Source organism: Imperialibacter sp., assembly GCF_048007035.1.
GTDB lineage: Bacteria > Bacteroidota > Bacteroidia > Cytophagales > Cyclobacteriaceae > Imperialibacter.
In genome coordinates, this window is record NZ_CP180355.1 from 6,623,644 (window position 1) to 6,642,709 (window position 19,066).

The following is a 19,066-nucleotide window of genomic DNA, read 5'->3' on the forward strand; positions in this document are numbered from 1 at the left end:
AGTCCACGATAAAACGTGGACTCACTTTGGCCCTTGCCGGTTCATCTTATCTTCAATTTCTTTGATTTTGGCATACACAAGATCAGGTTCCTGATCTTGCGCCTCGGAGAGTTCTTTAAAGGCCTCATCAAGATGTGTCATATGATCCCGAAGAAACTTCAGCTTAACATCTTTTACAACACGAAGTCTCCCCACTTTTTTTTATTTATCTCTTCTATTGTCATGTTGAAAGGCATCCCTTATTAACTATAGTATACAAGTAAAAGTTTGTTCCCAGACACGCAATAGTTAAAGCGTCCCGCTTCGATTTAAGTAGCTCCCAATAGTTCAAGCGTCCGCCGGGCCACGTTTGGCCTGGATATAGATACCCTTCCATGCTGAACTAGTTCCCGCTCCTCCGATTTGCTAGCTGATCCCCTCCAAAAATTCTAACGCCCTCCGCTCAGCCCAGTTTATCGCATCGCCCGTCTGCGTAAACCCAACATGCCCGCCAACTTTTGGGGTTTCTAGATACAAGTAGTCACTCTCCCTGGCTATTTCATAGGGATAGCATTTCTCACCCAGCATGGGATCATTCAAAGCGTTGGCCACTAGCGCAGGTCTTTTCAATTCAGGGTAAAACTGATCTGACGTGGCCTTCAGATAGAAATCATCCCGGCTGCTAAAACCATGCAGAGGTGCGGTGTATCTATCATCAAACTCATCGAAGGTCGTGATGAGGTCGATACCAGTGGCATCTACCACCTCCGGATGCCTCAATGCCTTCTCCTTCATTTTTTCTTTGAGTTTATTGAGAAAGCGATCTTTATAAAATCTATTACTCCGCTTGGTAAGCTGCACAGCACTGTCCCACAAATTGCACGGAACTGAAAAGGTGGCAGCACCTATTATCTCTTTCCTAACCTGCTCCCCTCTTTCGCCCAGGTACTTCAGACTCATGCTCCCTCCCATGCTGAATCCTACCAACCCCAGTTTGCTGTACCGGCCCGATTTCAAACCATGCTCTACAGCAGCCGAAAGATCCTCGGTGGCCCCGTGGTGATACAGCCTGGGCAATCTGTTCATTTCACCGCCACAGGTCCGGCAGTTCCATGCCAGCGCATCCCAGCCGTTGGCTGCGAAGTACTTTGCCATCCCGGTAATGTAGGGCCTGTGACTACTGCCTTCAAGCCCGTGAGTCAACACCACCAACCTGTCATTACCTCCCATCAACCAGTCCACATCCAGGAAATCTCCGTCCTCCAGTTCCACTCTTTCCCGGACGTAGGTAACACCCTTAACTTTTCTAAAAGCGGAGGGGACAACTGTTTCCAGATGGGGGTTAAAAAGGTAAGCTGGGCGCCGCTTGTAACTGCTTTTGGAAATTAGTGGCATCTAATATTCTCATCTAAATCGTTTGCGGCTTAAAAATACATGAAGAGGTTTTTATAAGAACCCTCCATTGCATATTTTTCAAAACTATTTGCTTTGCAATTTAACTCTAACAACCCCTTTTCATGAAAGAAATTGCCATCGGTATTGACATTGGCGGTACGAACACCAAGTTTGGCTTAGTGGACAAAGATGGGGAGACCCTTTTTCAAAAATCGATCCCAACAAGAGCCGAAGGCGATGTCAACGAGTTCTTTAAAGACCTTCAGGAAAGTGTTCAGGGAGCCCTCAAAAACTTCCCTGATGTAGACGTAAAAGGTGTGGGCATTGGCGCTCCCAACGCTAACTATTATAAGCAAACAATAGAACACGCCCCCAACATCCGGTGGGGAACTATTGTCCCTTTCGGAGAAATTTTCAAAAAATACTTCAAGTACCCGATGGTGATGACCAACGACGCCAACGCTGCTGCTATAGGCGAAATGGTGTATGGATCTGCCAAGGGCATGAAGGACTTCATCGTTATTACGTTGGGTACGGGCCTTGGAAGCGGCATCGTTGTTAACGGTCAGCTGGTATATGGCCACGACGGCTTTGCCGGAGAGCTTGGACACGTAATAGTAAACCCCAACGGGCGATACTGCGGTTGCGGCAGAAAAGGCTGCCTCGAAACCTACGTGTCTGCTACCGGTATCAAACGCACAGTTTTTAAGCTCCTGGCTGATTATACCTACAAAAGCGAACTGCGTGCTATCGCCTTCGATGATCTCACCGCCGAGTTCATTACCCAGGCAGCTATGCGCAAGGATCCTATTGCCATTGCTGCCTTTGAGTACACCGGCAGAATACTCGGCATCAAACTGGCCGACACCATGGTGCACACCAGTCCCGAAGCCATTTTCCTTTTTGGAGGTCTGGTAAAGGCTGGAGATTACATCTTCAAACCGACGCTGGAGCACATGGAGAAAAACATGTTCCCGGTCTTCAAGAATAAATTAAAGCTCATTCCTTCTGGCCTTATGGATAAAAATGCCGCTGTGCTTGGCGCTGCGGCACTGGTATGGAAAGAGTTTGAAACGCCTTAAACAAGAATCCTTACACATACAGAAAAGGGCCGGAAGTATTTTCGGCCTTTTTGTTTTTATGAGTGCCTGCCAACCCTTTACTTTTGCACGCATATGACACCAATGCACATAGCAGTATCCGGAAATATCGGAGCCGGAAAGACGACCCTTGCTGAGAAGCTTGGTAAACACTACAACTGGAAAGTGCAGCTTGAAAGCGTGGAGGAAAACCCCTACCTCGAGGATTTTTACAGCGATATGAAGAGGTGGGCATTTCATGTCCAAATACATTTTTTGAACAGCCGTTTCAAGCAGGTTAACGAATTAAGAGACTCCAGGGTGTCTATTGTTCAAGACCGCACCATATACGAGGATGCTTACATATTCGCTAAGAGCTTGTATAGCTCAGGGCATTTTTCGGAAAGAGACTATGAGAGCTATCTCAAGCTTTTTGAGCTGATGATCACTTATGTGCAGCCCCCAGACTTGTTAATTTACCTGAAAGCAGACATTGGCAAGCTTGTTTCACAAATCGAGAAAAGAGGCAGGTCGTTTGAAAATGCCATACGCATCGACTACCTGAAAACCCTCAACCAACACTACGAAGATTGGATTGGCAGCTACAAACTCGGCAAGCTGCTTGTGATTGATGTAAACAACCTGGACTTCGTATCGAAAGTGGAAGATTTTTCTTATGTCGTAAACCAAATAGACCTGGAATTACACGGGCTCTTCAGCGGCGACAGCCGGTAAGCCAAGCCTTCTTCTCAAATACTTAACGAAGGACACGTAGTGATCTCCTGAAGGAGATTTCATCAACTCTCCTATCGTCAGCAGTTTTCCGCCCGACATAATTTGGTCGTAAATAGAGAAGTGCAAAACTTCATACCCCTCCAGCTTGGCCAGCATGTCTCTTAACATGTTCTGAAAAGCAAGCATTTTCCAGCCAGAGCTTCCGTTTCCAAAAAAATCCCCGGGATCGGATGCCTCCCCAAAATGCTTGTTGCTGACGGGGTTGCTCCAAACACCGGTAATAAGGCCAACTTTCTTGCAACCCACTTCAAACTGCCGACAGTACCGAAGAGACGCCTCCACGTTCAATCCATCAATGTCTGAATAAAATGGCGCTCGAAGACAAACGGCGGCATAGCGGTTGTAGGCCAGCTCGTCGTTGCCAACAATCACCTTCCCTTCAAACACAATCGGGTAAGCTGGTACTTCGATTTCAGTAATACCTCCAGTAAGTTGGCCTCCAAGTTTTTTGTAGATGTCTTCTATTTGTGGCCGAAAATCACTTCTCCACAGGCGTTGCCGATTCGCAGGTCGCACCTCTGCCTCATGTGAGAGTTTCTCACCTTCTAAAAACGCCTCTATTCTCCTTACTACAATATTAGACATGCACAGATTTATTCTTGATCAACACAAAACTAGTTACTTTTTCAAACCTAATTATTTGGGGCTCCATCTGTCACCCAGCAAACAATCTTGTTGATCTCGTCTTCTTCCAGCTGAGCAATTCCCTCCTGCATGGGAGGCATTCCTCTGTTTCCTACTCTCAGCCCAATTTGCCTTGCGTTGTCTTGTATGCCTTTAAAGCTCGTCATGTCGGGAAACTGACTTCCTGTGACATGGCAACCATCTATAGCGCACTTATTTTTAATAATTGCAGAAATAGCCGTATCGAAGCTTAAACCGGACGGCACAATAGCTTTGGTGTGAAACTCACAAAAACCGTCCTTCACGGCGACTGAATACTCTCCGTTCGCCAGGCCGATAAAAACCGAAGATTCTACAAAATTTTCACCGTCGATGCTATATAAGTATGTGCCACTACCGCCTGTAGCCGACAACTCGACTGCGCCTTCTGAGCCCTCACAACCGGCTACACTTGCTGTAAAACTTAGCGTTAAGTCATTCTTCACCGCCAACCCAACCGAGGTAGTAGCTGTACACTCGTTGGCGTCCATTACAGTCAAAGTATACGTTCCAGGGGCGAGGCCGGCAAATTCACTGCTTGAATGGAAATCAAGTCCATTGATGCTAAAGGTGAGGGGCTCTGTTCCACCAGAAGCAGCGACGGTAACAGTTCCCGGAGTGCTGCAGGTAGGGGCTACTGTGGACTCCACACTTATTGCCGGGCCGGACACTGAGCAGTTGACGGGCATTTCATCTTTGCCGCCGCAACCCGATATCATAATCACAAACATGCACAGGCAGAAGGCGGCAGAAAAAAGTCTAAACAAGGTGGTCATAGTTCATTTGCTTTAACCACCCCGGTTATTCAAATATCAGCCAACTTGTTAACTCACCGGCTGACATAAAACATCTCTTGAAGGTGGTCATCAAAACAACAACAAACATATCACAGCTACCTATAACAAGCGAAAAAAACTAGCCAACATGAGACTCCAAAATTTCCCAGGTGTGGTCACTCAAGAGTTTTACCTTTGAAATGTATTGCTGAAACGGCTGGCTTCTTCCCCACTCCGTCGGAGCAATCATCGACAGCACATCATCCCCATCGGCCCTGGAATACAGATAGTAAATCCTCCCGATGATGGGCTCAAAACTAACCTGAGCTTTGTAGATTCTTTCCGACACTTCTACTCTGGATTGTATGTCTTTTGCTTGCCTGGCGAGAAGCTGCATTTGCTCGTAAATCTGGTTGAGCTCCCGGTCAGTTTGCTCGTACATAGCAGCCACCGATCTACCCCTTATTTTGCCCCGGTCCTCAGGCTTTACCAGGGCACTGCCGGCGTGATGTGGATAGGCAAGAATCCCCGGATTGGCAGCAACTTTCTCAGCCTCCTTTTCCATGTCAATCTTGTCGATATCAATCTTCTTTCCCGCTTCCATTTTTGTGCTATTTTTCATCTCCCGGAGCCACTTCATTTCTGAGATGAGACTTAGATCCCGGGAAGGTTGTCCGCCTCGAAATGTCCCACCCGATAATGATCATGATGACCATAAACACAGCCGCTACCACTAGAAATATTTTCTTCGATTTACTCATCTTCAACTCTTGCTGCCATTAACTTATTGCGAACAACTAATGTTCAAAGTTAGTCAACTTCACAAAAAGATTCAGAAAGGTTCAGAGAAATGAAAGCTGTAGAAGGTCAGTTTCCTTTGAGATAAAATGCGCCTTGTCGCCATAAATCAACACCGGGGTTTTCAGGTAATCGGGGTGCTTCACGATCAGGTCGATGTACTGCTTCGGGGTGCTAAGGTGCAGGTAGTATTCCCGGCTCTTCAGCTGCTCGCACTCATGATCTACGAGGTCCTGATACCCAACCCCAAGTCTGCCTGACAGGTCAGCTAGAAATGAATGCTCCAGGGTCGACGACTGAACGTCCAGCTTAATGATTTTGTCAGAAAAAACACTGATATAGGCAAGCGCCTGCTTGTCAAGATCACGCTTGCTATTGTACACAAAAATCATCTCGCTGGATCCGCCCTCTATCATTGCCATTGTTCATGTAATTCAGAAACCGAAATTACAGCGTGGGATTATGATTAAACTTGATGAAGATCAGAAAAGCGCCCGTAAACTGATGATTTTAGTCAAACAATCAGAGAAAGGTCGCCTCCTCAAAGGGAGATTAGTAAGTAGAAATCAAAAAAAAATCTCCTAAAAATGACTTTAAATAAACACATCTAATTCACTCACCACTAAATCACTATACTATCCCAATACAGTTTAAGCTTTAATACATGACATAATGACAAAGCCCATTTTTTTCGATTCAAATTGGCCTCATTGAAGATAGTGGCTACCTTTGAAGCCTAAACACGACTAACTTATGGATATCAAGGGAAAACTTCTCGAGAAAAGTGAAACAACTAACGTAACAGCCTCTTTCAAAAAGCGTGAATTTGTTGTGGAATTTGCGGAGAATCCCCAGTATCCGGAGTACGTTAAGTTTGAGCTAATCCAGGACAAGTGTGACCTGCTCAACGACTTTCAGCCAGGTCAGGAAATTGAAGTACACTTTAACTTGAAGGGTAGAAAATGGACCGATCCCAAGGGCGAAGTAAAGTACTTTAATTCGCTTCAGGCATGGAGGATTTTGCCAGTGGGCGCCCAGACTTCAGCGGGTAGTTCTCCATCGGGCGAGGCACCCCCACCAGCAGAAGAACCTGAATGGCTGAGTGCCTCCTCTGAGGACGACGATCTCCCGTTCTAAGGTTACCGTCTTACCTTCCTTCGGCCACCCCCACCTCCTCTTTCTCTTGGAGAACTTTTGGGGTGCTTGGCATCGTACACCGGCCCCTCGCCTATCGACGACGGAAGCTTCACCATGCGTATGCTCTTGCCAATAAGATTCTCTATTCGGCTGAACTTTCTCTGGTCATCTTCATTCACCAGGGTGAACGCAATGCCATCCGTTTCTGCCCTCGCCGTCCGGCCAATTCTGTGCACGTAATCCTCCGGATCCTGGGGTACGTCATAGTTGATCACAAGGTTAATATTCTCTATGTCAATACCCCTGCTGAGCACGTCTGTAGCAATAAGAATATTGATCTCCTTGTTACGGAATTTTAATAGGCCCGACTCCCTTTCATTTTGCTCAAGATCCGAGTGAATCGACTCCACCTTTCTGCCGTCTTTTCGCAGCTGTCTGTCCAGCTCTTTCACAGTAGTTTTCCGTGAGCAGAATATCAGGATCCGGGGCAGCTGTCTGGCGTCCAGTATGTGGCTAAGTAGCAAATTCTTCTGAGGATTGTAGACCGAGAAAGCAGCCTGAAAAATCTTCTCGGCTGGCTTCGAAATAGCTATGCTTATCTCCACCGGGTTGTTCAGCATTTGGGCCGTGAGTGTCCTGATCTTTGGAGGCATAGTGGCAGAGAACATCAGGTTCTGGCGTTTAGCCGGAAGCATGTTAACGATCTTTATCAGGTCATCAATGAAACCCATGTCCAGCATCCTGTCTGCCTCATCAAGGATTAGGTGACGGAGGTTGCTGAAGTCGGCATAGTCAAAACTCATGTGTGTGATAATCCTGCCGGGCGTGGCCACAATAATATCAGCACCTTCCTGCAAAGCCTTTTTCTGCGAATCCCAGCTCGAGCTGTCAGAGCCACCGTAAACGGCAAAGGAACTCACTCCGGCGAAGTAGCTCAGTCCATTTATCTGCTGATCGATTTGAATAGCCAGTTCCCTTGTCGGTGCCAGTATCAGCGTCTTGATCTTTCCGTCAGCATTCTTCTGATTGTCATTAATGACCGGAATCAGGTAGGCGCCCGTCTTTCCAGTTCCCGTTTGTGCGCAGGCGATGATGTCTCTTCCAGATAAAATCACAGGGATGGCTTGCTCCTGTACCGGAGTCATTTTCTCAAAGCCCATCGCTTGTACAGCATCCTTGAGCTCAGGAGAAATCTCTAATTCTTTAAAATCCACTTTTGAGTCTTTACGTTTTTATTGTGCTTTCCTTTCTATCATCAAACTTTGATACCATTCATCAATTACGAAAACGAAGTGTTTGAAGCATCCTTCTATATTCGGGGTTAGGAGGACTACATGAGAGGAATTTTACTACTAACAACACTGACCATTTTTGCTTACGGTATTTCTATTCAACTAACGAAGGCACAAAATACACTTCCATCGTTACATATACAGAAGGCAAAGGGAAAAATAATTTTGGATGGTGCTCTGAATGAGGCAGATTGGGAAAGTGCAGAAGTCGCTGGAGACTTTATGCAGTACTTCCCTTACGACACTTCTCTCGCCAATTCGCAAACTGAAATCAGGATTACTTACGACGACGAGTTTCTGTACATGGGTGCCAAAATGTACAACCAGGCGAAAGACCGAAAGTATGTGACCCCTTCCTTAAGAAGAGATTACCGGGGAGAAGCCAATGATGGGATCACGCTTATTTTGGATCCATTTCAGGACAAAACCAATTCATTTCAGTTCGGTGTTAACCCGTTTGGAGTCCAAAGAGAAGGTCTTATTGCCAATGGCGGCTCCGGAGGCGGGCAAAACCTCAGTCTGTCGTGGGATAACAAGTGGTACACGAAGGCCGTGCAGTATGAGGGCTACTGGATAGCAGAGCTGGCCATTCCGTTCAAAACCATCCGGTTCAAGGAGAACTCACAAAAGTGGAACATGAACTTCTACCGGATCGATAGTGAAAATGGCGAACGATCATCATGGGCTCGCATACCACGAAACTTCAGCCTCATCACGCTAGCATTTAACCGGGAAGTGGTTTTTGATAAACCACTCAAAAAACCGGGGGCCAACATCTCACTTATTCCCTTTGTAGCGGCAGCATATGAACACGACCAGGAAGAAGGCTTGTCGCCAGCCAAATCAGCTGACTTTGGAGGAGATGCAAAAATAGGTATTGGCCCATCGCTCAACCTGGACCTGACTTTCAATCCCGACTTTTCCCAGGTTGAAGTCGACGATCAGGTTACCAACCTAGACCGATTTGAAATTTTCTATCCTGAGAAAAGGCAGTTCTTTCTCGAAAACGCCGATCTCTTTGCCGACTTTGGCACTCAGAACCTCCGGCCGTTTTTTTCCCGTCGCATTGGCGTAACGAGAGACGAGAGCACCGGGCAAAATCTGCAAAACAAAATTCACGCAGGTGCCCGCCTTAGCGGCAAGATTAACAACAACTGGCGGGTGGGGCTGCTGGACATGCTGGCCGCCAAAGACGAGTCACTGGGGCTCCCCTCTACCAACTACTCTGTAGCCAGTTTTCAGCGCAAACTATTTACCCGCTCCAATGTGGGGATGATTTTCGTGAACAAAGACCCCACGGGGCCTTTGCAAGCGGCTGACGGCAGCGATAGCATACGCACCTACAACAGAGTGCTGGGAATTGACTACAACCTTGCTTCAGCCAACAACAAATGGAATGGTAAGTTCTTCGCTCATCGAACCTTTAGCAATGAAGGCCTCAATGATGCCTTTGCACTGTCTTCCGAAATAGAATACAATTCACTCCGCTGGGAAATTTCAGGAAGGCTACAATCCATAGGCGCTAATTATGATCCTGAAACCGGTTTTGCCCGCAGAAACGGTTACAACCGAGCATCGCAAAGTATTTGGTACAACTTCTACCCAAACTCAACCATTGTCAACAGGCATGGGCCCGGCTTTGATACCGACAATATTTGGAACGATACATATGGCACCACCGATAGGGACATCAACCTGATGTACCGGATACAGTTCAAAAACACCTCAATGTTCAATATGCGGCTCAGGCATGATTATGTGTTCTTGTATTTCTCTTTCGACCCGACAAATACAGGCGGCATTGAGCTACCAGAAGGCTCTGAGTACGGTTACTATTCAGTTATAGCCAACTATGACTCTGACGCAAGAAAAAAACTGTTCTATAGCCTCAATACGAGGTCTGGCGGCTATTTCAACGGAACACGAGTGAACCTTGACTCGGAAATTGGATACAGGATACAACCCTATGGGGTAGTTTCGCTGGTCACAAATATCAATCGGCTGCGGCTGCCCTATCCTTACAACGATGCCAACCTCCTCCTGATCGGGCCAAAGTTTGATGTTACGCTCAGTAAGTCATTTTTTCTGACCACCTACTTCCAATACAACAACCAGATTGACAACATCAACGTTAATGCGCGGCTTCAGTGGCGCTTCAAACCTGTGTCCGACATTTTCCTCGTTTACACAGAGAATTACCTGCCAGAAACATTTTACTCACGAAACCGCTCACTAATTTTCAAAGCGACCTACTGGCTCAACCTTTAAAGCTGAAAAGGCTATGGTGTCCAGCCCAAAAGTGGCTGGGATTTACTGAGAAAGGCTTACCTTTTTGAGGAAGGAAGAAACAGCTTCAACCGACTGGCTGCCCACTTCCTGAAGGGTGGATTGGCTTACCAAAGGCTGATCCTGAGGAAGCTCATTTGGAAACATCACCAGAGATGAAAGATCAAGGAAACCAGGGGTTAACAAAACAGCAAGCAGAGCCACTATCACCCCGAGGGTAATTAATGTAGTGCTCATTTTGTTTCTTGCCTGTTGCATGACTAGTTGTAATACAAAGTTGATGCCAATTATATAAAAACCTATTTTACAGGTAGTTACATTTTCATTCTACTACTTAGTGACCAATAGTGTACAGTTTTTGATCACAGTATCGAACGCTTTGTATTAGTACTCTTGCAGATCGAAAAGATTACAACTTTGTATTAAAAAAATATCGAAGGTCTCGCCTGGCCTCGGGAAACGGTGAAATGAAACTGGCTTATTCGATGAGTTCGACCTCAAAAACCAAAGTGGCATTGGCAGGGATTTGGCCACGGGCCATGCTTCCGTAACCAAGGTTGGCCGGCACCCGGATGTAAGCCCTGGAGCCCTTCTTCAGCAGCCCTATGCCTTCGTCCCACCCCTTGATGACCTGCCCGGTACCAAGCACAAAGCTAAAGGGCTTGCCCCTGTCAACCGAGCTATCAAACTTTGTCCCGTCCTCAAGGTAGCCGGTATAATGAACAGTGACTCTGTCGCCTACATTAGGCAAGTCACCAGTACCTTCTTCAAGCATCTTTACCCCGAGGCCGCTGTCTCTATAGGTATAGCCAAAATTTCTTCTTTCTATTTCCCATCCCGACAGTGCCTTCTGAAGAAAGAGTATCTCCAAAGCTGACAGCTTTAACTTAGAATCGGCAGCCAGAGAAATGAGGTACTCCTCTGTGGCTTTATTGACCGATGGGATGTATTTTCCCTTCTTTCCGTTTTGAATGAGGAAGTTTGGCTGCGTTTCCGAAAACTGAACGCATAGGCCTGCAAACTTACTGTCCGTGAAACAGAAGTCTGCCACATAGGCCAATTTCGATTCACACTCAGTGCACTGCGCATAACCTTCTGATACTAAACCCAAAAAAATCACCGCTACCAGAAACTTCCGACAAATATCTTTCATATTGCTTTCGTTAAAAAGAAAGCAAAGAACAGGCGCCTAGAAATAAAAATCAATAATTTATTTCCTCTTCTTCCTGAAGGTGATAGGAATGAAATCGTCGGTCGGGATGCCGATGTGGGCCAAATCCCATTCAGGGTTGTATCCGCTAATGAGTCGCTTGATACATTCTACCCGGTCATGGGTTGGAAATTCGCATTCCTCCCAATAAAAAATCTCGACCCTGTAGTGATACTGCTTTTTGATTCCGTTGATTCTTACTTCAACTTCGATCTCCTGCTCTTCTAAAGTGCGGGGAATCTCTATACCAATAACTGCCATATAATATGTTTCATTTGCATCAGGTATACATCAAAAAACATACCTGTATACTAAATTACTGATTATCAATTATTTGGTTGATTGGCCCAAAATGAAAATGAACGATTTCAGGACAATAAAGTGTTCATTTTTAAAGAGTTAGTTGAGCCACTATTGATATTGAAAGAGTAGGTTTGCAGTTTTGACAGCAAATAATGTTACTCGTTACAACGAATCAGTTAATATCGCCGTTAAACCCATCCCATGGTAGAATGAAGTAAGAATTTTGTTTATTTACGAACTTGAAATAATTATAATAATATCTTATGAAAACGCCAGATTCTAACCTTTTGACTAAGTTGAGCGCTATTGGATTACTTGTACTTTGCGGACTAACGTTCGCAAGTTGTTCCTCTTCTTCTAAAAGCGAATTTTCGGACTCAGAAACCATTGTGGAAACGGAAGATGATGCCGAAGACGACAAATCGCAAAGACCGAGCCCTCCGGCATCAACAACTGCCAATGTAAGTGGAGTCAACGTAACTATCGACTATAGCGCACCAGCCGTGAAAGGCAGAACCATTTGGGGTGAGCTGGTTCCTTACGGCAAGGTGGACAGAACGGGAGCCAATGAAGCCACTGTATTTTCAGTCGACAAGGACGTCCTGATAAATGGAGAGCTGCTGCCCGCTGGCCAATACAGTTTGTTCAGTATTCCAACAGAGACTGACTGGACACTTATTTTCAACAAAGAGGCCGAGCAATGGGGCGCCTACGATTACAAAGAGTCTAAAGATGCCCTAAGGGTTACTGTCACGCCATCGAAGGTGGACGATTTCAAAGAAAGGCTTGAATTCAAAGTTTCATCCGACGGCACAGTGAATTATCACTGGGAAAAACTTGTGTTCAGTTTTGCTGTGGCACCTGCTCCGAATAGCTAAAAACAAAAATCGGGCGGTGCTACTAATTGAACCGCCCATTCTCTCTTAATTGTCGTTGATAATCGACCCTGAGCCATTGTCGGTCTCATCAACAGTGGCATCGCCTCGGTAAAAAATAGATCCACTGCCGGACACAATCGCTTCAAGTTCATCGGTCACCTGCACTTTGGATGACCCGCTGCCCGAGTTAACTACCTGCGCTTTTGCGGCTGCCAATTCATAAGCGTCAATACCACCCGATCCTGAACAATTCACTTTCAGGAAATCAGCTGCTCCGCTTAACAAAACACTGCCCGAGCCAGAGTGAGAAACCGTGACATTAGTAAAATCTCCTGTAAAAGTGATTTTACCAGAGCCTGTTAGTGCCACATTTGCCTTCTCTCCCTGCCCTGCATAGGTTATCTTGCCCGAGCCCGATAATAAAACATCAACGTCGTCGTCGAACGAGTCCAGCGTTGTGATGCTACCCGAACCAGTCAGGGTAATGTTTTCAAGCTCCGGTAGAGTGATAAACACCGAAAAGTCTTTGTGATTGGAGACACAGCTTCGGGGATATATCGTCCATTGTCCATCTTCCACATCGGTACTGATGAGGTCGAGAATGTTGGGCTGCCCCTCAATCTCTACGCTCAGCGTCTCCCCTCTTTCTATGGTTACGTTGCCCGCCATGGTCATGTTTATGCCTGTAAACGCTTCTATGTCGAGGTCTCTTCGCACGATATCACCTTTACCCTTCTCACAAGGGCCATCTACGATACTACATCCCTGGCTGGCGATGCCAAAAACTAAAACAGCTACCAGAGTCCAATGTGTCAATACGGTTTTCATAACAGTTAATTGCGTAATTTTTATCAGTTGCTCCCCTATAGTCGTTATTCAACGGAATAAGGTTGCCGTAGTATGAATATTATTCTCGCACTATTGTCTTTTTTTCATTTACATTTGCGATTCTTTTTTCAATAAGCATGACGAAAACACCAGATTTAGCGAAGTTCAAAAGGGCGGTACTGGAACAATGCGTTCAGCGCCAGGAACAGCAAATAGCCAGCTTGAAAGAAGCCATTGAGGCTGCCATTGAAAGTGCGCTGAGCGAAAGTGGCAGTTCGGAAGACAGCCAGGATTCGTTCAGAGAGCAGATGCAACAAGAACGAAGCATGTACAACAACAAGCTGGCAGAAAGTAGTGAGCTTTTAGCTGGTCTCAAAAGAATCAATCCAAATGCGGTGTTTAGTCAAATTGGCCAGGGTGCGCTGGTCGTTACTGACAAGCAAATCTTCCTGATTGCCGGAAGCATCGGCAAAATCACCTTTGACTCGCAGGATATCTTTGTCATTTCTACACAGTCTCCCATTTATGATGCGATTGCCGGACTGAAAAAAGGCGACAAATACGAATTCAGGGGACAGCATTTTGTCATTACCGACTTAACGTGATTTTGCCGGATAAAATTTTTCCGGTTTCAAACGATTGAAAACAGCCTTCGCCCCATAAAAGTATCCATAACGCTGTTTCCACTGCCAATTTCAAAGTCAAAATTGTATATTCGGTGCCGCCTTTCATTAGGACTCACCTGGAAATTGAATGTGTAGTGTATGACTGTAGAAAAGAGAAGACTTGAAGAGTGCAGAAATGGGATTCCCTGGAAAGCATGGGGCCCTTATCTTTCGGAGAGGCAATGGGGAACGGTTCGTGAAGACTACAGTAAATACGGCTCGGCCTGGGAAAGCATCCCGCACGACCATGCCAGAAGCAAAGCCTACCGGTGGGGAGAAGATGGTCTTGGCGGTTTCAGCAACGACGATCAGCGAATTTGTTTTGCCTGGGCATTTTGGAATCACAAAGACCCTATTCTGAAGGAACGGCTGTTCGGGCTGTCTGGTATCGAGGGAAATCATGGAGAAGATGTAAAGGAGCTATACTATTACCTGGATAGCACTCCTACTCACTCCTACATGAAAATGCTTTATAAGTATCCGCAAACAGAATTCCCCTACAAAAGTTTACTCGAGAAGAATCAGAAAAAGAGCAAGCTCGAAACGGAGTACGAGATCATAGATACCGGTATTTTCGACAAAGACGAGTATTTTGATATATTCCTTCATTATGCCAAGGCTGATGTTGAGGACTTTCTTTTTGAGGTTGAGATAGTTAACCGGAGCAATAAAAAAGCCCCAATCACAGTACTACCCACGTTCTGGTTTCGCAATACATGGTCGTCTGGCAAGGATAAATTCATCCCGTCGCTGGAAGAATTTGACAAGCAGCATATGTTTTTGTCTCACCATTTACTTGACGATTTCCATGTCTATTTTGATGAAAATATTGAAGAGCAAGCTTTCACAGACAACGAAACCAACAGATCGAAGCTATACGGCATTTCCAATACGGCTAAGTTTCTGAAAGACGGCATCAACGACTACATCGTTGACAGGAAAAAAGAAGCCATTAACAAAGAAAAAAGAGGTTCTAAAGCAAGTGGCATTTACACCTTCAGCATCGATGCCAATAGCAGCAAGAGGGTGCAGGTGAGGTTAAGTCGAAAAAAACTGGATAACCCATTCGGGGATTTTGATGCCGTGATGGCCCTTCGAAAAGCAGAATGCGATTCGTTTTACCGCTCCCTTCAATATAAGGTAGCTGACAAAGACTTGCGAAACATCCAGCGACAGGCCTATGCCGGCATGATGTGGAGCAAACAGTTCTATTACTATAATATTAGAGAGTGGCTTGGTGGTGACCCCGGAAGAATACCTCCACCACAGGAACGACGTCATGGAAGGAACCACGACTGGCAACACATGGACAGTGCGGATGTCATTTCAATGCCCGACACCTGGGAGTACCCCTGGTATGCTGCATGGGATCTTGCTTTCCATTGCATACCTATAGCGAGGCTGGATCCTGATTTCGCAAAAAATCAGCTCTTGCTGTTGCTCAAAGATGAGTACATGCATCCCAACGGGCAGATTCCCGCCTATGAGTGGAACTTCAATGATGTAAACCCTCCTGTTCATGCCTGGGCCGTTTTGAGAGTATTTAAAATGGACAGGAAAATGCAGGGCAAAGGTGATTTTGATTTCCTTCAAAAAGCCTTTAACCGCTTGTTGCTGAACTTCACATGGTGGGTCAACCGAAAAGACGCCGATGGGAAAAACATCTTTCAGGGAGGCTTCCTTGGGCTCGATAATATCGGAGTGTTCGACCGCAACCGTCCACTTTCGGAAGGCTCCTCGCTCGAACAAGCTGATTCCACAAGCTGGATGGCCATGTTTGCCCTCAATATGCTTCGCATGTCGCTGGAACTGGCTGAAGTTTATCCAGCCTATCAGGACATGGCCAACAAGTTTTTTGAGCACTTCCTTTACATCGCCAGCGCCATGAACAGCTCCGATGATGATACGGTAAACCTCTGGGATGATGAAGACAACTTTTACTATGATGTGATGCATGTAAAAGGCCAGGATCCTCAGCAAATGAAGGTTCGTTCAATGGTGGGACTGATTCCACTTTTTGCAGTAGAAACGCTGAGGTTGTCGACCTACGAAAAGTTACCGGAATTCAGAGAAAGGCTGGACTTTTTCATGAAGCAACGCCCAAAGCTCGCTTCGCTGGTAGCCCGATGGGAAGATCCGGGGCGGGGAGAAAGAAGGCTGCTCTCACTTCTGCGTGGTTTCAGGATGAAGAAGATCCTGGAAAGAATGCTTGACCCCAATGAGTTTTTGTCCGACTATGGTGTCAGAGCCTTATCGAAATACCACAAAGAAAACCCGTACGTACTTGAAATGGAGGGTGAAAAATTCATTGTTGAGTACCTTCCGGGAGAATCAGACTCTTCCTTCTTTGGTGGCAATTCCAACTGGAGAGGCCCAATCTGGTTTCCTGTTAACTACCTTATTATTGAGTCGCTTTACAAGTTTCACTTCTACTATGGCGATGACTTCAAAGTGGAGTACCCTGTAGAAAGCGGTGACTATGTGACTATAAAGGATTTGGCTGGAATACTAGCAGCACGGCTAATGAAGCCATTCCAAAGGGATGAAAATGGCAACAGACCTGTGTTCGGGAATAACGAAAAGTTTCAAAAAGACCCCCACTTCAAAGATTATATTCTCTTTTATGAGTATTTTCATGGAGACAATGGAAGAGGTCTCGGTGCCAGTCACCAAACTGGCTGGACAGGACTTGTGGCAGACATCATTCACAAATACTACAACCCTTAAACCTTGCAGAGGATGTTTTCTTTTTTCAAAAGAGAGAAAAGCAAAGAACTACCAGCGATAATGGTATTCAACTCAAAAGTACAGCTATACAAATGGCTGATAGCCGATGCCGTGCAATCTCCATCTACTATTTTCTATTTCTTCGAAGAAACCGGCAATGAGCTAAGAGCACTTCTTGATGCGGCACGGGCTGAGACGATAAAGTTATTAAACTGGAAAGATGCAAATAAGACGATGATATCGGATAAAGCGTATATCGCCGAGCTTTATCCTCTATCAGGCCCATATACCAACCTCATCAACAGCCTTCAGCAACATTCAAAGACCAGTATACAGGCGCTATCTCATCTTGATGGTCCTATTTTCATGAAGATGGGAGGCGAAAAACTAAAGACACTAGTGGCACGTCTTGGAATAAGAGAGGACGAGTCTATTTCTCATGCCATGGTCACACGGGCGATCAGTAATCTCCAGTCAAAACTTGATCAAAAGGTAGTCGCTGAAAGAGAAGCTAACTCCATTGAAGATTGGTATCGGTCTAATGTAGGTGCCTAGTTAGCAAAATATATCTCTGGTCAAAACCACCCCAAGGTTACGGGATCGAATATTTTAGTATATTCGCTTAACTATTTCCTTTTTTTAACTTACAGGTACCGTCCTTTTAATCAGAATGCAATGAAAAAAATTTGTTGGTCATCCATCCCGTTCTTGCTTCTAATGTTTGCGGGCTGCGGCGATGCGGGAATTGGCTTCAATATTACACGGAATGTTCCCATTATTTTCGAAATAACTGTCCCCGGGAATGATCCAGGCATCGAAATAGACCCTCCGGCATTCAATAAGACTTTCAGGCTATCGGACGTCAGCGCCTTCAAGGATGCTTTATCTGACCTGGCTGAGTCAGACGCAGTAACCGTTAATTCCGTTACCTATGCCATCACGGATGTTTCAAGTGAGGAAGAGGTAGAACTGGATGAAATAAGTCTGAGTGTAGCGTCGGAAGTCACTCAACAGCGTAGTGTTTTAGCAATCACTGGCAAGCTTCAAAACACCTCAGAAAAACCTGCTGGCGTGAGTGATGCCGAGGCCGGCACAATTAAACAAATCCTTACAACCTACAAGGAAGTAGACAACACGCTCACATTTGATTTCGCCGAGGTACCCGCCTCCGATCTCAACTTTACTTTTACACTATACTACAACATTACCTTAAGAGTAAGGTATTAATCACCCACTTGGTTATGAAAAAGCTAATACTATTTTTTGCTCTTGTGTATGCTCCATTTTTGAGCCAATCCCAAAGCTTGGACGTCTTTATCGAGGGTGGTGTAGATGATGCAGAAGAGTTGTTGAAAAATTACTTTGAGCCCGCTTTTTTGGGTTTCGGCTATGGGCTTACCAACAACTGGGCTAATACCGCCAAACCTCATCAACCCCTGGGATTCGATGTTACTCTGTCACTATCTGTCGCTTATGTACCGGAAAAAGCCACTTTTTTCACGTTTAAGCCAAACGACTACTCAAACGTGACGCTTGCCGACCCAAACAAAGATCAACTGCCAACAATTTTTGGCCCCAATCTCGACGCCGATGATATTCCGGAAATTATTTTCAACGAGGGTCAGCAAGAAAGTGAAGTGAAGTTTTCAAGCCCTACAGGCCTGGGAATGGAAGAGGTTATTGGGTTCAATGCGGTTCCGGCCCCAATGATACAAGCCGGATTAGGCTTGATCAAAGAAACGGATTTGAAAATCAGAACGATACCAACCTACACCTATAAAAACGGTGACACAGAAGTAAAACTAGGCATGCTCGGTTTCGGTATTCTGCACGACATGAAGCAACACGTGCCGGCTTTTGCATTTGCGCCTTTCGAACTGTCTATTCTTGCTGGTTTCAGCCGGATTTCCGTCGAAACAACGCCTGATATTAACACTCCTGATAACGTGACCAGATTAAGCGTGAAGGGAGCTACATTACAAGTGCTCGGCAGCAAAGACTTCGTGAAAATTATCACACTGTACGGCGGAGTGGGATTAAACGGCGCATTTACAAGAGTGAGACTTGACGGTAGCTATAAAATAGAAAGCTCGCTGCAACCGCTGGTAGATCCTATTGATTTTAAGTTTAGCAACTTCAGCCCACGAGCAACAGTGGGAGTCAAACTAAACCTGGCAATCATTACTATCAATACCGACTACACAGTTCAGAAATACAACACTCTCTCAATGGGGGTCGGTGTGAGCGTAAGATAA

General features: G+C 45.6%; 22 protein-coding genes. 10 read left to right on the top strand and 12 right to left on the bottom strand.

The annotated features are described in order from the left end of the window. Positions 1 to 21 precede the first annotated feature (21 nt). Together ACMVP2_RS28035 and ACMVP2_RS28040 are read right to left on the bottom strand one after the other, a co-directional pair. Positions 22 to 195: a hypothetical protein gene (locus ACMVP2_RS28035; protein WP_416866076.1), complete on the bottom strand. Its 174-nt coding sequence runs from the start codon at positions 193 to 195 to the stop codon at positions 22 to 24. Between the two features lie 210 nt (positions 196 to 405). Beyond that, entirely contained in the window at positions 406 to 1,374 is a 969-nt protein-coding gene (locus ACMVP2_RS28040; protein ID WP_416866077.1) for a YheT family hydrolase, read from the bottom strand. 122 nt (positions 1,375 to 1,496) lie between these two features. Here ACMVP2_RS28040 and ACMVP2_RS28045 point away from each other — a divergent pair, with 122 nt between their 5' ends. Then, entirely contained in the window at positions 1,497 to 2,456 is a 960-nt protein-coding gene (locus tag ACMVP2_RS28045; RefSeq protein ID WP_339794672.1) for an ROK family protein, read from the top strand. A gap of 102 nt (positions 2,457 to 2,558) precedes the next feature. Continuing rightward, entirely contained in the window at positions 2,559 to 3,188 is a 630-nt protein-coding gene (locus tag ACMVP2_RS28050; RefSeq protein WP_350129043.1) for a deoxynucleoside kinase, read from the top strand. Here ACMVP2_RS28050 and ACMVP2_RS28055 read toward each other — a convergent pair. From ACMVP2_RS28055 to ACMVP2_RS28075, 5 genes are all read right to left on the bottom strand, one after another. After that, positions 3,156 to 3,833 (bottom strand): DUF7255 family protein, encoded by a 678-nt coding sequence (locus ACMVP2_RS28055; protein WP_416866078.1) that lies wholly within the window; start codon positions 3,831 to 3,833, stop codon positions 3,156 to 3,158. The genes ACMVP2_RS28050 and ACMVP2_RS28055 overlap by 33 nt on opposite strands. A 47-nt stretch (positions 3,834 to 3,880) precedes the next feature. Beyond that, on the bottom strand, positions 3,881 to 4,687 hold the full coding sequence (locus ACMVP2_RS28060) for a hypothetical protein (protein WP_416866079.1): 807 nt from the start codon (positions 4,685 to 4,687) through the stop codon (positions 3,881 to 3,883). A 139-nt stretch (positions 4,688 to 4,826) separates the two neighbouring features. After that, positions 4,827 to 5,309 carry a DUF2452 domain-containing protein gene (locus ACMVP2_RS28065; protein WP_416866080.1) on the bottom strand — a complete coding sequence of 161 codons (483 nt, stop codon included), beginning with the start codon at positions 5,307 to 5,309 and terminating at the stop codon, positions 4,827 to 4,829. Beyond that, entirely contained in the window at positions 5,299 to 5,448 is a 150-nt protein-coding gene (locus ACMVP2_RS28070) for a hypothetical protein (protein ID WP_339791600.1), read from the bottom strand. Before ACMVP2_RS28070 ends, ACMVP2_RS28065 begins: the two co-directional genes overlap by 11 nt. 81 nt (positions 5,449 to 5,529) lie before the next feature. Then, positions 5,530 to 5,907 carry an arsenate reductase family protein gene (locus ACMVP2_RS28075; protein WP_416866081.1) on the bottom strand — a complete coding sequence of 126 codons (378 nt, stop codon included), beginning with the start codon at positions 5,905 to 5,907 and terminating at the stop codon, positions 5,530 to 5,532. Between the two features lie 331 nt (positions 5,908 to 6,238). On the opposite strand from ACMVP2_RS28075, the gene ACMVP2_RS28080 reads away from it, so the two are divergent. Further along, complete coding sequence (locus ACMVP2_RS28080; RefSeq protein ID WP_317492180.1) at positions 6,239 to 6,622, top strand: DUF3127 domain-containing protein; 384 nt, start codon at positions 6,239 to 6,241, stop codon at positions 6,620 to 6,622. 2 nt (positions 6,623 to 6,624) lie between these two features. Here the strand turns inward: ACMVP2_RS28080 and ACMVP2_RS28085 are convergent, their stop codons facing one another. Next, the gene (locus ACMVP2_RS28085) at positions 6,625 to 7,836 is read right to left on the bottom strand and encodes a DEAD/DEAH box helicase (protein ID WP_416866082.1); all 1,212 of its coding nucleotides are present in this window, start codon (positions 7,834 to 7,836) and stop codon (positions 6,625 to 6,627) included. 120 nt (positions 7,837 to 7,956) lie between these two features. On the opposite strand from ACMVP2_RS28085, the gene ACMVP2_RS28090 reads away from it, so the two are divergent. After that, on the top strand, positions 7,957 to 10,182 hold the full coding sequence (locus ACMVP2_RS28090; protein WP_416866083.1) for a DUF5916 domain-containing protein: 2,226 nt from the start codon (positions 7,957 to 7,959) through the stop codon (positions 10,180 to 10,182). A 42-nt stretch (positions 10,183 to 10,224) separates the two neighbouring features. On the opposite strand, the gene ACMVP2_RS28095 is transcribed toward ACMVP2_RS28090, so the two are convergent. The 3 genes from ACMVP2_RS28095 to ACMVP2_RS28105 all read right to left on the bottom strand — a co-directional run bounded on the left by ACMVP2_RS28095 (position 10,225) and on the right by ACMVP2_RS28105 (position 11,671). Further along, complete coding sequence (locus ACMVP2_RS28095) at positions 10,225 to 10,437, bottom strand: hypothetical protein (RefSeq protein WP_317492184.1); 213 nt, start codon at positions 10,435 to 10,437, stop codon at positions 10,225 to 10,227. Between the two features lie 241 nt (positions 10,438 to 10,678). Then, positions 10,679 to 11,353 carry an FKBP-type peptidyl-prolyl cis-trans isomerase gene (locus tag ACMVP2_RS28100; protein ID WP_416866084.1) on the bottom strand — a complete coding sequence of 225 codons (675 nt, stop codon included), beginning with the start codon at positions 11,351 to 11,353 and terminating at the stop codon, positions 10,679 to 10,681. A 57-nt stretch (positions 11,354 to 11,410) separates the two neighbouring features. After that, positions 11,411 to 11,671 (bottom strand): hypothetical protein, encoded by a 261-nt coding sequence (locus ACMVP2_RS28105; protein WP_317492186.1) that lies wholly within the window; start codon positions 11,669 to 11,671, stop codon positions 11,411 to 11,413. 305 nt (positions 11,672 to 11,976) lie between these two features. Here ACMVP2_RS28105 and ACMVP2_RS28110 point away from each other — a divergent pair, with 305 nt between their 5' ends. Continuing rightward, positions 11,977 to 12,591: a DUF2911 domain-containing protein gene (locus ACMVP2_RS28110; protein WP_416866085.1), complete on the top strand. Its 615-nt coding sequence runs from the start codon at positions 11,977 to 11,979 to the stop codon at positions 12,589 to 12,591. 45 nt (positions 12,592 to 12,636) lie between these two features. Here the strand turns inward: ACMVP2_RS28110 and ACMVP2_RS28115 are convergent, their stop codons facing one another. Then, on the bottom strand, positions 12,637 to 13,419 hold the full coding sequence (locus ACMVP2_RS28115; RefSeq protein ID WP_416866086.1) for a head GIN domain-containing protein: 783 nt from the start codon (positions 13,417 to 13,419) through the stop codon (positions 12,637 to 12,639). 137 nt (positions 13,420 to 13,556) lie between these two features. Here ACMVP2_RS28115 and ACMVP2_RS28120 point away from each other — a divergent pair, with 137 nt between their 5' ends. From ACMVP2_RS28120 to ACMVP2_RS28140, 5 genes are all read left to right on the top strand, one after another. After that, complete coding sequence (locus ACMVP2_RS28120) at positions 13,557 to 14,024, top strand: hypothetical protein (protein ID WP_416866087.1); 468 nt, start codon at positions 13,557 to 13,559, stop codon at positions 14,022 to 14,024. Between the two features lie 159 nt (positions 14,025 to 14,183). Continuing rightward, entirely contained in the window at positions 14,184 to 16,811 is a 2,628-nt protein-coding gene (locus tag ACMVP2_RS28125; RefSeq protein ID WP_416866088.1) for an MGH1-like glycoside hydrolase domain-containing protein, read from the top strand. A gap of 12 nt (positions 16,812 to 16,823) precedes the next feature. Beyond that, positions 16,824 to 17,366, top strand: coding sequence for a hypothetical protein (locus tag ACMVP2_RS28130; protein WP_416866089.1), 543 nt, complete (start codon positions 16,824 to 16,826; stop codon positions 17,364 to 17,366). A 120-nt stretch (positions 17,367 to 17,486) separates the two neighbouring features. Continuing rightward, on the top strand, positions 17,487 to 18,038 hold the full coding sequence (locus ACMVP2_RS28135; protein ID WP_339791617.1) for a hypothetical protein: 552 nt from the start codon (positions 17,487 to 17,489) through the stop codon (positions 18,036 to 18,038). 14 nt (positions 18,039 to 18,052) lie between these two features. After that, positions 18,053 to 19,066, top strand: coding sequence for a DUF6588 family protein (locus tag ACMVP2_RS28140; protein ID WP_416866090.1), 1,014 nt, complete (start codon positions 18,053 to 18,055; stop codon positions 19,064 to 19,066).